General features: G+C 52.2%; 12 protein-coding genes. 4 read left to right on the top strand and 8 right to left on the bottom strand.

Translation table 11 applies throughout. The features are described 5' to 3' along the window. Window positions 1-101: 101 nt before the first annotated feature. Together xylA and QEH53_RS05975 are read right to left on the bottom strand one after the other, a co-directional pair. Window positions 102-1,433 carry a xylose isomerase gene (gene xylA, locus QEH53_RS05970; protein ID WP_309022235.1) on the bottom strand — a complete coding sequence of 444 codons (1,332 nt, stop codon included), beginning with the start codon at window positions 1,431-1,433 and terminating at the stop codon, window positions 102-104. A gap of 43 nt (window positions 1,434-1,476) precedes the next feature. After that, window positions 1,477-2,955, bottom strand: coding sequence for an FGGY family carbohydrate kinase (locus tag QEH53_RS05975; RefSeq protein ID WP_309022236.1), 1,479 nt, complete (start codon window positions 2,953-2,955; stop codon window positions 1,477-1,479). A gap of 213 nt (window positions 2,956-3,168) precedes the next feature. On the opposite strand from QEH53_RS05975, the gene QEH53_RS05980 reads away from it, so the two are divergent. Then, window positions 3,169-4,104, top strand: coding sequence for an AraC family transcriptional regulator (locus tag QEH53_RS05980; RefSeq protein WP_309022237.1), 936 nt, complete (start codon window positions 3,169-3,171; stop codon window positions 4,102-4,104). A gap of 33 nt (window positions 4,105-4,137) precedes the next feature. On the opposite strand, the gene QEH53_RS05985 is transcribed toward QEH53_RS05980, so the two are convergent. The 3 genes from QEH53_RS05985 to QEH53_RS05995 are packed head-to-tail and all read right to left on the bottom strand — an operon-like array spanning window position 4,138 to window position 7,028. Beyond that, window positions 4,138-5,184 (bottom strand): DUF1080 domain-containing protein, encoded by a 1,047-nt coding sequence (locus QEH53_RS05985; RefSeq protein ID WP_309022238.1) that lies wholly within the window; start codon window positions 5,182-5,184, stop codon window positions 4,138-4,140. A 30-nt stretch (window positions 5,185-5,214) separates the two neighbouring features. After that, window positions 5,215-6,243 carry an SDR family oxidoreductase gene (locus tag QEH53_RS05990; RefSeq protein WP_309022239.1) on the bottom strand — a complete coding sequence of 343 codons (1,029 nt, stop codon included), beginning with the start codon at window positions 6,241-6,243 and terminating at the stop codon, window positions 5,215-5,217. A gap of 8 nt (window positions 6,244-6,251) precedes the next feature. After that, window positions 6,252-7,028: an NIPSNAP family protein gene (locus tag QEH53_RS05995; protein ID WP_309022240.1), complete on the bottom strand. Its 777-nt coding sequence runs from the start codon at window positions 7,026-7,028 to the stop codon at window positions 6,252-6,254. A gap of 124 nt (window positions 7,029-7,152) precedes the next feature. On the opposite strand from QEH53_RS05995, the gene QEH53_RS06000 reads away from it, so the two are divergent. Continuing rightward, window positions 7,153-7,584, top strand: a complete 432-nt coding sequence (locus tag QEH53_RS06000; protein WP_309022241.1) for a thioesterase family protein — start codon at window positions 7,153-7,155, stop codon at window positions 7,582-7,584. 9 nt (window positions 7,585-7,593) lie between these two features. On the opposite strand, the gene QEH53_RS06005 is transcribed toward QEH53_RS06000, so the two are convergent. Beyond that, on the bottom strand, window positions 7,594-8,118 hold the full coding sequence (locus QEH53_RS06005) for a pyridoxamine 5'-phosphate oxidase family protein (protein WP_309022242.1): 525 nt from the start codon (window positions 8,116-8,118) through the stop codon (window positions 7,594-7,596). Window positions 8,119-8,135: 17 nt separating this feature from the next. Continuing rightward, on the bottom strand, window positions 8,136-9,323 hold the full coding sequence (locus tag QEH53_RS06010; RefSeq protein WP_309022243.1) for a hypothetical protein: 1,188 nt from the start codon (window positions 9,321-9,323) through the stop codon (window positions 8,136-8,138). A gap of 243 nt (window positions 9,324-9,566) precedes the next feature. Here QEH53_RS06010 and QEH53_RS06015 point away from each other — a divergent pair, with 243 nt between their 5' ends. Continuing rightward, complete coding sequence (locus QEH53_RS06015) at window positions 9,567-10,340, top strand: GDSL-type esterase/lipase family protein (RefSeq protein ID WP_309022244.1); 774 nt, start codon at window positions 9,567-9,569, stop codon at window positions 10,338-10,340. Here the strand turns inward: QEH53_RS06015 and QEH53_RS06020 are convergent. Further along, window positions 10,337-10,954, bottom strand: a complete 618-nt coding sequence (locus QEH53_RS06020; protein WP_309022245.1) for a fumarylacetoacetate hydrolase family protein — start codon at window positions 10,952-10,954, stop codon at window positions 10,337-10,339. The two genes, QEH53_RS06015 and QEH53_RS06020, sit on opposite strands and share 4 nt — an antisense overlap. Window positions 10,955-11,199: 245 nt before the next feature. Here QEH53_RS06020 and QEH53_RS06025 point away from each other — a divergent pair, with 245 nt between their 5' ends. Further along, window positions 11,200-12,648 carry a hypothetical protein gene (locus tag QEH53_RS06025; protein WP_309022246.1) on the top strand — a complete coding sequence of 483 codons (1,449 nt, stop codon included), beginning with the start codon at window positions 11,200-11,202 and terminating at the stop codon, window positions 12,646-12,648. Window positions 12,649-12,806 lie beyond the last annotated feature (158 nt).

A 12,806-nucleotide genomic window follows, 5' to 3' on the forward strand; every position in this document is an offset into this window, starting at 1 on the left:
CTCTGAGATGCTGTATCACTATTCTGAGCCAACAGGCTAAGTGACATAAAAAAGGCGCGTCCGTAGACGCGCCTGTAAACCTACAATTCGTATCGATCTTCCTAGTACAGGAAGTCGTTGATGATCTGCTCGTAGCGTTCTTGCTTGCCGCTGAGCTGGGTTGGCTCGCCACCTTCAGATCCGATAGCGTAGACGTCTTCGAGGGTGAGCTCACCCTTTTCGAACGCAGAGCCCTTGCCGGAATCGAAGCTGGCGTAGCGATCCTTGAGTAGACCTGGAAGCTTTGACTCCTTGAGGATCTTGTCCGCGATCAAAGCAGAACGAGCGAAAGCATCCATACCAGCGATATGAGCGATGAAGATGTCTTCAAGGTCCGTGCTGTTACGGCGCGTCTTGGCATCGAAGTTAACGCCGCCACCCTTCAGGCCACCTGCCTTGAGGAACACGAGCATCGCTTCGACCATCTCGTTGATGTTCATCGGAAACTGGTCCGTATCCCATCCGTTTTGATAATCGCCGCGGTTCGCATCGATGCTGCCAAGCATTCCAGCATCGGCTGCGACCTGCAGTTCGTGCTGGAAGGTGTGACCAGCGAGAGTCGCGTGATTTACTTCGATGTTGATCTTAAAGTCGTTGAGAAGGTCGTGCTCGCGGAGGAAACCGATCACGGTTTCGGAATCGAAATCGTACTGGTGCTTAGATGGCTCGGCTGGCTTTGGCTCGATGAAGAACTGTCCCTTGAATCCGTTCTTGCGAGCATAATCGCGAGCGAGCTTTAGCATCTGCGCAAAGTGCTCCTTTTCGCGCTTCATATCGGTGTTGAGCAAAGTCATGTAACCTTCGCGTCCACCCCAGAAAACGTAGTTCTCACCGCCGAGCGCAATCGTCGCATCGATCGCGTTCTTCAACTGAGCGCCTGCGTAGGCTACCGTGTTGAAGTCGGGGTTTGTGGAAGCGCCGTTCATGTAGCGCGGATTGCTGAAGAGATTTGCAGTGCCCCAGAGTAGCTTAACGCCCGAGTCCGCTTGCTTGCCTTTTAGGTAGTCAACGGTCGCAGCTAAGTTCGCCTCGGATTCCTTGAAGTTCGCGCCTTCTTCTACGAGGTCGAAGTCATGGAAGCAGTAGTAAGGAGCGCCGATCTTGGTAATGAACTCGAAAGCAGCATCCGCCTTGGCTTTTGCTCTGCTCACTGCGTCAGCACCGTCCGCCCATGGAAACACCTTGGTACCTGGGCCAAAAGGGTCAGCACCGGTGCCACAGAAAGTGTGCCAGTAAGCGATCGCGAAGCGGAAGAGCTCCTTCATGGACTTGCCACCAATCTGCTGATCAGGGTTGTACCACTTGAAGGCAAGCGGGTTGTCGCTGTCGCGACCTTCGAACTTAATTTCCCCAATGCCTGGGAAGTATTCTTTGTCTCCTGTAATGATACTCATGATACGTATTTCTCTGTTAAAGGTTTTAGGGTTTGTAGTGAGGTTATGAGAGTTTCTGTTCGAGGGCCTTCTTCCAGGCTGCGTAAGCGGATTGATAGGCATCGCCTGCTTCTGGGGAAACGTCTCCCACTTTTCGCAGAGATGCAAACGCCTCTGGCAAGCTGGCGTAAATGCCGGCGCCAAAGCCAGCGCCGCGAGCAGCGCCTAGCGAGCCGTCCGTCTCGTAGAGATCGATGCCCGCGCCGCTCACGCCAGATAGGGTCTGGCAGAAAAGGTCGCTAAGGAACATGTTCGCCTTGCCCGCCCTGATCTTGGAAATGTCGAGGCCGAGCGGCTTCATCAGCTCGATGCCGTATTGGAACGAGAACACGATCCCTTCCTGCAGGGCGCGACAGAGGTGTGCTTTGGAGTGACGATTGAAGTCTAGTCCTGAAAAGGACGCTCCAAGATTTTGGTTACACAGTACGCGCTCCGCTCCATTGCCGAATGGCAGGGCGACAAGGCCTTCTGCACCGATCGGAGCCGACTCCGCCAGAGTGTTCATTTCCTCGTAACTGGAAACGCCAATGGTGCGACGCATCCAAGAGTTGAAAATCCCAGTTCCGTTGATGCAAAGCAGAATGCCGAGACGGGGAGCCTCCGAAGTATGGTTGACGTGGGCGAAAGTATTTACGCGGGAAAGCGGATCATATTTGACCTGATCCGTTACACCGTAGACGACGCCTGAAGTGCCTGCGGTCGCCGCGATTTCTCCCGGATTAAGTACGTTTAGCGAAAGTGCGTTGTTCGGCTGGTCTCCAGCACGATACGAAACGGGTGTTCCCGCCGCGAGGCCGAAGTCGTCGGCAGCTGCCCTCGTCAACTTTGCTTGTACCGAGAATGTCGGTACAACATTCGGAATGAGATCCGGAGAGAAACCGGATTGCTCAAGCAGGAAGTCACAAACCTGATCGTTCTTGAAATCCCAGAAAATTCCTTCGGACAGACCGGATGCAGTAGTCTGGGCTTCCCCAGTCAGCTTCATGGAAAGCCAATCCCCTGGTAGCATGACTTTATCGATCTTGGCGTAGAGTGCAGGCTCGTTCTCCTTCACCCAAGCGAGCTTCATGGCGGTGAAGTTGCCAGGAGAGTTTAGAAGGTGGCTCAAGCACTTGTCGCCGCCGATCGCCTCAAAAATGGCTTGCCCGTAGGAAACCGCGCGACTGTCGCACCAGATAATCGCTGGACGCAAAACTTCCTGGTTCTTATCGACGCAAACCAAGCCGTGCATTTGGTAGGAAATACCGATCGCCTTGATCGCTTCACCCGTCGTGCGAGCAGCCGTCATCGCCTCCCGCACCGCGATGCGGGCATTGTCGTACCACATTTGCGGATCTTGCTCCGCATAGCCGGCTTGCGGAGAGTTTATGATTTGCTCTTCCTTAGGAGCGAAGGCTGTGCCCACGCATTTGCCCGTTTCTGCATCTAAGACAGATGCTTTGACAGAGGAGCTTCCAACGTCGATTCCGATTAAATATGACATGTGCAAAAAGGGTTTTCGGGTGAAGGATTGTTATTATGACACGAAACGCAAAATTCTGCCTTTAACATTTACTCAATTATTAGCATTATCGTCTCATGGCCTTGAGCATCAAACCTGAAAGGTTTTTAGCTTTTAATATACAATTACTTACAAACCTTAAAGAACTATCCCGACTCAAAGCATTCTTCACTTTTTTGACAATAAAAAGCATCAATGAGCACTAATGACCAAAATTTGACTGCAGAAAAGGGTGTGGTCGCCGTCGGAGCGAACTACTTCGACAATCCTCAGCACCCGTTAACGGTGCGCCGCATCAAAGCAGGTGCAGATAGCGAAATCACTCACGAGCACGATTTGACGGAGGTACGACACACCCATGACTTCTGCGAACTGTCTCTCATCACACATGGCAGCGCAATGCATTGGTTGGAGGGCTCAGAGTTTCCAGTGACTACGGGTGACGTTTTCGTTCTGCAAGGTCATCAGAGCCACTACTACTACGACCTGCAAAATCTCGAGATGACGAACATCATGTTCGATCCTGAGTTACTCAACCTGCCTGAAGCCCGCTTGCGCAAGATCCCTGGCTACCGGGCCCTCTTCCTGCTCGAGCCTCTCTTCCGCAAGCAGCATCGATTCACAAGTCATCTCCACCTCAAACGGAAGGCACTTGCTCACTCCGAACGTATCGCCCTCGAACTCGACCAGGAAGTGAAGCTTAGGTACGAAGGTTACGAAGCCGCCATGTTCGCAAAGTTCGTAGAGCTAGTGGTTTACCTCTCACGACTCTACCAGGATAGCGACTCGACCAACGCGGAAGCCCTGTTGCGCGTCGCGAAGGTGATCGGCTGCATCGAGGACGATTTTTCCAAGCAGTGGAAGGTCGAGGATTTCGCCGGCATGGCCCACATGTCGCGGGCGAATTTCATGCGGGTCTTTCGTACCGCAACCGGCGAGACGCCTATCAATTACCTACTTCAACTTCGTATTCAAAAGGCCATGACGCTTTTGATGAGCACAAAACTGTCGGTCTCCGAAATCGCTTTCGAAGTGGGATTCAACGACAGCAACTATTTTACGCGACAATTCAAATCTGCGCAAAACATGAGTCCAGTCGCCTACCGGAGATCGCACACCAACATTGGATAGCAAACCCAACCGAGTGTGTTTGAGTCACGCGGTCTACTTGCCTGGCACCCAAAGGTCTATCCAAGCAAGCCCTGCTTCTTCCATGGCGTGAAGCCGGGCTTTTACTCGATCACGATCTAAAGTGGTATCTCCACCCGAGGAAAAAACGATCTTACAGCCGTTGGCTTTGGCGGCCTTGAGAGCTTCTACGCTGGGAGCTTGCTTGCGATCGTTCACGATTAACAAACTAGCAGGAGCTGCAGACAGGTCAGCATCCATAATCGTCACTCCGAACTTCCGGCTATCGGCAGCCTGTTTCTCTGCGTATTCCAGGGACGGCGTCGCTATCCCTACATCAATCAATGGGTAATTGCTGTTGGCGAACATCGTGAGCAGACGATCTAATTCGGGATCTTTCTCTGCCGAAGCTCGCCCTGGTCGGTCGTCAGGGAGAAGTTTCACTCGGATATTCCGGTAGTGGGTAACGCTTCCAGGATCGTGCGCTTGCAAGGCGAAGGTTCCGGATCCGAGAAGACGGCGTTTTTTGTCGTCCGGGCGCCAAGCGTCCTCCGGCTCAGTGTATTCGCAAATCAACCGCCCGTCGATGTAGGTCCGGATCGTTTTTCCGACCACCTGAATACGATACTTGAACCAAACATTGTCAGCAACAGGCGCCTTCCAAACGTTGCGAACCGCATAAATGCTACCCGTCATCTTATGCTCAACATAGAGAGACGGTTCTGAAGGGTTGGAATTAATGACCTGGCACTCATAACCAGCGATCGGCCAGCCTTCATCTTGAAACTCGGTATGCACATAGATTCCCGAGTTCGACCCTGGCTCCGTCATTACTTCCGCTTCGAAAATGAAGTTCGTGAAATCGTGATCCGCGACTTCGCCATCGTAGAAAAGGTGCGATCGCTCTCCGCGCGTGACAATCGCGCCCTCCTCGATCGCCCACGAATCGGGTCGTTCGTTGATTCGCCACCCCTCTAAGGTCTCACCATCGAAAAGCGAAATCCACTCTTGGGCGGAGGTTGAAGCATGAACCAACGTCAAGGACACGAATCCAACGATCACTTTCATAGAGGAATTTTTCATAGATTTGGGGGTAAAGGTCGGTCTAGGCAATCAACGCGATGGGGCGAACTGGGGTTTTGCGGCTTCAAGCCCAGATCGATAAGCGGCGATTAAACGATCTATTTCTAGGTTATGATCATCGTCAATGGCCCTCAGAGAATCATCTGCATCCATATTCTCGATACTTTTTCGTATCCCTCCCGCGAACGAAACGGTCGCCTTGAAGTCCGGCACAAATCTTTTGATCTTAGAGTTATCGAATACGACCGAGACGGACTTGTCACCCAACAGGCTTCCCAAGCAATCGGGCATGCAAGCAGCAATAAAATCACTAGCGATGTGCACGAGATCGGGCATGGGAACGCCTGCGGCCGCCGCAGTTTGGAAGGCGTACTGATCCCAAGTCTGAACCTCGTCAGAGGTAATATGAAACGCTTCGCCGACTGCCTGGGTGTTGCCCAACAAGCCTACCAGCCCTATCGCGAAGTCGCTGCTATGCGTGATCGTCCAAAGAGAAGTCCCGTCGCCGGGAACGACCAACGGTAGACCACGGCGCATTCGATCAACGATCGTATACGGCTTATGCCAACTGTTCATAACGAGTGGCACGTGCTTCGATCCGTAGCTCAGCGAGGGACGTATAATTGTGCACGGTAATTGCCCGCTTTGGTTGGCGTCCAGGAGGATCTTCTCGCATCGAGCCTTGTCTCGTGAGTATTGCCAAAAGGGGTTGTCCAGCGGGGTCTCCTCCGTGATGAGGTAGTGGGTCACCGGCTTTTGGTAGGCGCTCGCAGATGAGATAAATACATACTGATCAGTCTTACCTGAAAACAGCGCTATCCGTCTTTCGACTTCCTGAGGGATAAAGGCCGTCACATCTACTATGGAATCCCACTTCTCGCTGCCTAATGCCGAACTGATCGTATCCAAATCATTGATATCTCCTACAATTGATCGGGCGCCTTCAGGAGCAGAACGATTTCCCCGATTCAGGACCGTGACCGCGTGACCGCGGGCCACGGCGAGCTCGACGCACGCCGTACTGATGATCCCAGTGCCACCAACAAAAAGGACCTTCATAGCTGCAACTATCGAATTTTGGAATAGTCAGCAGGAAGCAGCATCAGGCTGCTCACGCCATCCTCAACCGTGAGCGAGCCACCCGCCGCTTCTTCGGAGGCCGCTCTAGCTTTCTTCCAATCCGGATCGTTACGGAAATCTTCGAACATCTTGTGCCGTGCGTCGGTGGAGGGATGCGCGAGCAGGTAAACCAAAGTGTCCTCCGCACCGGGCTCACCCTCTGCGATGTGGAAATATACGAGGTTGGTGGCGCCGTGCTTCTCAAAAAGGTCCATCGTGGCGCTGCGGAACCGCTCGTCCAGATTAGGCAAATTCCCGTCTGTAGTTTTGTAGGTTCGCAATTCAAAAACGCGAGCCGGGTCTGCGACGCTGTGCATGATAGCAGGGCTATAGTCTGTCGTTCGCAGCAATGTACTGTCGATCTTTTCAACCAAGCGGCCGTCCTTGATCGAGTCTGCATAGGCCGCCTTCCAGTCGGGATCTTCAATGAAGTTTTTCCAGGCGAGCTCCTTGGCTTCCTTGTCCTCAAAAGCTACGATGTAAACGAGCTTGGATTCTTCCTCATCGGTAACCCAATAGCCAACGTGCTCGAGCCCGTGTTTCTCGAACAACGCCAAGGTGTGGTCGCGGAAGCGGTTGTGCAGCGCCTCCAACTTGCCGGGATGCGGGTAGTAAACGCGCAGCTCGAAGAGGCGCTCGTCTTTTGCGTGGGCTTCATGCTGGGAACAGGATGAAACTAGATTGGACATCAACATCAGAAGAAGAGGTATAGTTAAACGGGGCATTTCGTGATCATTAAACGCTAGCTTCGATATTGGAAGCAAATGCTTTTCCTGCTCGATCTCTCAAATGAGAATTGAGCACACAGCCGAGGCTTTTCACTGTATTCTTAGAAATCCAACAATATCCATGAACGAACAAGGAATTTTCAGCCAAAGAATAGGTGTTTCAAAAGCTCACATCGACGTGAACGGCCACGTCAACAATGTCGTTTACATCCAATGGATGCAGGACATCGCCTACTCTCATTCGAAAGCAGTCGGTTACGATTCCAGCCGCCTCGACGAACTTGGCTCCACTTGGGTGATTCGCAGTCACTTCGTCAAATACCAGCGTCCGGCCCTTCTGGGAGACCAATTAATCGTCTACACGTGGCCACACGAAATTAAAAAGGCGAGCGCTCTGCGGCGGTACAAATTTGTAAGAGCTACGGACCACGTCACCATCGCTAGCGGAGAGTCCGATTGGGTTTATATCGACCGAAACACGGGGCGACCACAACCTATAGATGACTCAATGCGGGCTGCCTTTCCGGAGGTGGCTGAGAAAGACGAACCCTGAGACATTTCTTCACTTACCGCTTCGATGGCCTCCCGCGCCAAGGTAGGAAATTTCAGTCAGACCTTTGCCAAAAACTCTGTAAGCCTTACCAAATCCTAAAACGAGCCTACCTTCGTTAGGCCGCAGCCGAAACAGGTCGAAGTCTACCAGTCCCTTGAGGTAACCCACCGTCGCTCCGTGGCGCTTCTCAAATCCATCCATTACGGCTTTCCATTTCTGCGAATCCCGCTCCACCATCTCGGCTTCGCAATCGGTCGTCACCCGCTTTCTGGCGAAAAGTTCCTCCGCAACTGTCTCGTCCTCGATGAGGCTGACACTCGCGAGACCAGACTTTCGCAGGTGAGCGTAGTGCTTGGCCATAGCGCTCACGTAGACGAAGAAGTCGCCGTCCTCGTCCAGAAACACTGGAGCGTAGCTCGAAAGCGGGAAACCTTTGGTGGACGTTGTCGCCAATATGCAACTACGGACAGATCTCCGCAGTTCTTCAAACTCTCGTAGGGCCCAATCAAGCTCTTCCTTTTCCTTCGTATCCATAGTGCCAATATAAATTTTTAGTTCCTCACCAGCTTGCAGACATATAAGCGGCGCCCTATCCCAGTCACCGCAGCCCCAATCGCAAACCGCTCTCCGCCTTCCTTCAGCCCCAATTTCTTTCGCAGCTCTTCCGCTGTCATGCCGCTGTTGCGGGAGATAACGTTAGCCTTCTTTTTCGGAAACAGTTTTTTAATTTCCTTACCTCCGATAGGCACGTCGTCAACCACCTCGAAGACCCGGCCCTGAAAGTCAGTTGGCGGCTCGTCGCAGCCATAGAGCCGCGTGCGCGGATTCAACGCTTTCAAATTCCATTTTTTGGATACAGCTTTAAAGCCACCCGCTTTCATGATCGAAGCGTTCGGCTCCAATAAATATTTCCCCGGCGCTGCGAAATCCCCGGAAGCCTCCTTTTCATCCGAAAGGCAAAAATCGAGCTGATCAACACTTCCGCCTTTTCGGATATTCACGCAATGGATACGGGCTTCTCCTGCGAATCCCTTTCGAGCAATGACGAATAGCTCCTTGCAATCGTTTTCGATCGAAATTACATGAACTGCTTCGACACCAGCGAGATCAGCCAAAACGCTTGAAACGTCGAGTCCGGGCGAAGTCTTGACGGCAACTCGCTCTGAGCGAGAAAGAAGGAAGTCCCATACCTCAAGAATGTTTGGCTCGCAGCCCTCCAAAGCCGAAACACGCAAGCTACGGTCATCTCGACGAGCGGGGTCAACGAAGATCAAATCCAATTCTCCCTCATGCTTTCTCAAAGCCTCGATACCATCTCCGTTGTTGACGGAGACCTTATCTCCTAGGCAAAACACTTCGAAATTTGAGGCTGAGATTTCTGCAAGCTCAGCATCCCGCTCGTTATAGAAATAATGCTCGAATTTCTCAGCCAAGAATCGAGCATCTACACCGTATCCACCCGTCACATCGAACGCTGCTTTACCAGTTCCCAATAGAGTCGACCGAAATCGGGCTACCGCCTCTGAAGTGCATTGCTCCAAGGCGAGCGACTTCGGGAAGACTACGTCCTCGTTCCCGTGCCAACTCGGAAGCTTGGATCGCGAACGCATCCTCCCTTTCACCTGCTGAGCGATAAACGGCATGGGCAAGTCAGGATAGCGTCCCGCCATCAACGCCAATTCTTCAGGGCTCCGTTTCGCGTTCCTAGCTATGAACTTCTTTATTTCTGGATTTAACATGAATGAACTCTGTAAAGCCCTTATAGAGCTGACCTTTCGATGCAATTCGATTTCCAGAACCTACCGGAACCAAGCGTCATAAGACGCGATGTCGATCACCGGATACAGACTAATTCTTCCAGCTCGTGACTTCTTAACCGTAAGCTCAGAGGTGTCTTGATTTCGACGCTTGTATCTCGACACCCCATTCCAGGCCCGTAGCGTCAATCTAAAACCTCAAGCAGCTGTGCCAGAAAATACCTCATGAAATTCTCGCGACATCTCATTGCCTACGCTTTCCTAGTTCTCGCATTGGCGGGGTCCTTGGCCGGCAACTACTTCCTTTTTCAAAAGGCGACTCACTTTTACGCCCGCGAAGCTCAGGTGCGCATCGAGCCGATAAGCGACCGCTTCGCAGAAGAAAACGCCCTCGTCCGAGCTAAGGAGAAAACGAAGCCGCGCTTCGTCATGTTTGGCGAATCTCGCTGCGGCATGTGGGGAGCCTATCCCGCCCAAAACTGGGGCGACATCGAGATCATCAATCGAGGGATTGGCGGCGAAACGACACCGCAAATCAAGCGGCGGCTTGAAGATGACGTGCTCTCGCTAGACCCAGATGTAGTCATTCTGCAAATGGGTGATAATGACCTGAAAACCATGGCCGTGCTTCCAGGGACCCGCAGAGGGACCATCGAAATGACCTACGATAACATAACCGAAATCGCCAAAACGCTAAGCGACCAGGGTATCCATGTTATAATTACAACTATTTTTCCTCCTGCTCCAATCGAGCTCCTACGAAAACCCTTGTGGTCGGACGAGGTGAACGAATCGATCGATTTGGTGAACCAACGCCTGCTCGATTTCGAATATCCACGCGTGACTACCGCGAACTGCGACGAGATCCTGCGAGACGGGAAATACATCAAGCCCGAGTACTCCAGAGATACCCTGCACTTGAAGGAGTCAGGCTACCTAGCGCTCAACGAGCAGCTGGAACCGCTCGTGAGGCGAGTCCTCGCCGAAAGCCAGAACTAATCCGCAACGTCCCAAACGTGGCGAACCAACTCGGTCTCGCCATTGTAGATTACACCTTCGAATCGGCTCCCCATAGAAACCTTCCCAACTCCCTTGGGCGTACCCGTCATCACGATATCGAAGTCCTCAAAGTCGATCACGCCCGCTATTTCATCTCTTATCGACGCTGGCTTGTTCATCATCTCCGGAACACCGCCGCTTTGCACCAGCATTCCGTCCACCCATAGCTCCATGTGCAAATCTTCGAAGGAGCCCTTCCAAGCTACGAAGGAGCTGAACAAGGCAGCGCCGCGAAACGCCTTACTGCGCTCCCATGGAAGACCTCGTTTCCGCAAATAGTCCTGCACTCCTCTCTTCGTCAGATCCAGCCCGAAGCCTACATAGCGGAAATCACCGCCCTCTACTCCGAGGCAAATTTCACCTTCAAAGTGAAGCTCGTCCCCTCTCTCTATTCTTCGCAAATCCGAGGCAATGGAGGCGTTCGACTTGAAAAATAGAACCATTTGCTCCGGTATAGAATTTTCGAGCTCTCTGATGTGGTCCAAATAGTTTCTTCCGACGCAAACGACCTTAGAGGGCTGCTGATCACCCCCAGAAAAATTCACCGTGTTCATGCGGTCGCACTAAATCGAAGCTTGTTTTGGCTTCCAACGCTAAACTGGAAAGGACTCCAGAAAACCGTCGGTTTCTTTGACATCAGGAAAATACTCAGAGCGAATGAACTGGATTACTCAAATACAGTTAAGACTTTGATTATCTGAAGCTTACCGATCCTATTTTTGGATCTCTTTTTTCTGGCGCAAGCCCTGCAAGTTCACGTTCGGGACTGCTTATCCCAGCTTGCTAAGGAGAAAATCACATGCGCCAAACTTACTGTAGAAACATATTCAAGACTGCGGCCCTTGCCTCGGTAATCTCAGGGCTGACCCTGTCTGCCCTAAACGCTCAAATCCGCTACGAACTGGTTGTACCAGAAGTTTCGAACGACCCAATCAAACACGTCAGTTCGTACAGCAACAAGATTAACGACAATGGCGAAACGCTCCTCAACCGCATTCAGACGTTTGCAATCTGGAAAGACGGAGCAATTACCCAAATCGCCAGCGGCCAGACCGACTACCCCGCTAAGTTCACAAGCATTCGTGCCAATTCAGTCAATGCATACCAAGAGGTCGTCGGTAGCAAAACGTACCTCGTGAGCGACGAGCTGGGAGATCGCTTCGATACCTTTCCATTCTACTGGGACGCAGAAAACGGTATCGTAGACCTTCACGATGTAGGCCAGCGGTCAGCTGACGGCAGTGGTTCGACGCGCCTGATTAGCATCAACGAAGAGGGCCTCGCCATCGGAAGCACGCTAGCGTTCCAAGATAGCAGGAGCCTCGGTCAAAGTGCTTTCACCTGGTCTTTCGAGGCTGAACGTATGGACATCGCCCCCCTCGACGGAATCGAAGGGTTCAGCTTCACCAGCCCGAAGGGAATCAACGACGACGGAACCGTCGTCGGCATCTACAGGAAGTTTGATACGAGTGCAGACACCTACCACGAGCGCGGTTTTATATTCGATTCGGTCAATGGCTCTCGTGACCTGTCGCAAATCGATGCGGACTTTTTCGTCACTGATCACTACACAGCCCGCGAGATTAACGCAGCAGGCTCGTTCATCGGCGAGCGCGACCGCACCGCTTACTTATACGACGTTGAGAATGGAGTCGGCTTCAACATAGCCAGTCCTCTCGGTTCGTCCCACGTCAGCAAAGCTTACGCCGTGAACGACCATGACGTCGTCGCCGGTATCACCGAAAACCGTAGCCCGACCGGAAACCAAGGTTACACACCCATCCTTTGGACCCGCTCGACCGGTACGATCGACATCCTGCCGCAAATCGAAAAAAGCCTCGAGAGAGTTCTCCCAGAAGGAATAGCTCCGGAATCTTGTATAATAACTCCAAAATCCATCAACAACGGCGGGACGATCTCCGCTAGTCTGGAAACAGCCAGCACCTTTAGTCGAGAAATCGTCCTCAAACCTACTCTAGACTTCCGCTGGCACTCCCAGCAGCCGAAGACTGAAAACGGAGTCATGGGGGTACTTTACACACACTACAAGGGCGAAGATAGCGGTGCTATCCCAGCAGTAGCGCTTGGATACGAGATCGGGTTCGAATGCAGCTCAGACATGCAAAATTGGTGTGCAATATCTGATAAGTCTCCCGCAGCCCGTTCTTCAGAATCAGAGGCCAGTATAGAATTGTTCGTTCCCTTCTCGGAATGTATTTTTGTCCGCCCTGTACTCCGCAATCTCTAGGGGGCTCCAAGCAAAAGCATCTGAGCAGAAGCCCGCACGAGAAATCGACCGTAGGATAACTCACCGAGCAATAGCTGCCGTTCTACGATTTACTAGTCTCCTTCCGCAAGTGAGTAGATTTTGCAGTGATCCAACCGTTTACATTCGGGAAGCATATG

This window comes from Pelagicoccus sp. SDUM812002, assembly GCF_031127835.1.
GTDB lineage: Bacteria > Verrucomicrobiota > Verrucomicrobiia > Opitutales > Opitutaceae > Pelagicoccus.

What these genes read in the sequence shown, in the direction of transcription:
- QEH53_RS06020 (WP_309022245.1), bottom strand. Translation starts at nt 10,954, where the DNA reads ATGAACACGGTGAATTTTTCTGGGGGTGATCAGCAGCCCTCTAAGGTC.
- QEH53_RS05985 (WP_309022238.1), bottom strand. Translation starts at nt 5,184, where the DNA reads ATGAAAAATTCCTCTATGAAAGTGATCGTTGGATTCGTGTCCTTGACG.
- QEH53_RS06010 (WP_309022243.1), bottom strand. Translation starts at nt 9,323, where the DNA reads ATGTTAAATCCAGAAATAAAGAAGTTCATAGCTAGGAACGCGAAACGG.
- QEH53_RS06025 (WP_309022246.1), top strand. Translation starts at nt 11,200, where the DNA reads ATGCGCCAAACTTACTGTAGAAACATATTCAAGACTGCGGCCCTTGCC.
- xylA (WP_309022235.1), bottom strand. Translation starts at nt 1,433, where the DNA reads ATGAGTATCATTACAGGAGACAAAGAATACTTCCCAGGCATTGGGGAA.
- QEH53_RS06015 (WP_309022244.1), top strand. Translation starts at nt 9,567, where the DNA reads ATGAAATTCTCGCGACATCTCATTGCCTACGCTTTCCTAGTTCTCGCA.
- QEH53_RS06005 (WP_309022242.1), bottom strand. Translation starts at nt 8,118, where the DNA reads ATGGATACGAAGGAAAAGGAAGAGCTTGATTGGGCCCTACGAGAGTTT.
- QEH53_RS05990 (WP_309022239.1), bottom strand. Translation starts at nt 6,243, where the DNA reads ATGAAGGTCCTTTTTGTTGGTGGCACTGGGATCATCAGTACGGCGTGC.
- QEH53_RS06000 (WP_309022241.1), top strand. Translation starts at nt 7,153, where the DNA reads ATGAACGAACAAGGAATTTTCAGCCAAAGAATAGGTGTTTCAAAAGCT.
- QEH53_RS05975 (WP_309022236.1), bottom strand. Translation starts at nt 2,955, where the DNA reads ATGTCATATTTAATCGGAATCGACGTTGGAAGCTCCTCTGTCAAAGCA.
- QEH53_RS05995 (WP_309022240.1), bottom strand. Translation starts at nt 7,028, where the DNA reads ATGCCCCGTTTAACTATACCTCTTCTTCTGATGTTGATGTCCAATCTA.
- QEH53_RS05980 (WP_309022237.1), top strand. Translation starts at nt 3,169, where the DNA reads ATGAGCACTAATGACCAAAATTTGACTGCAGAAAAGGGTGTGGTCGCC.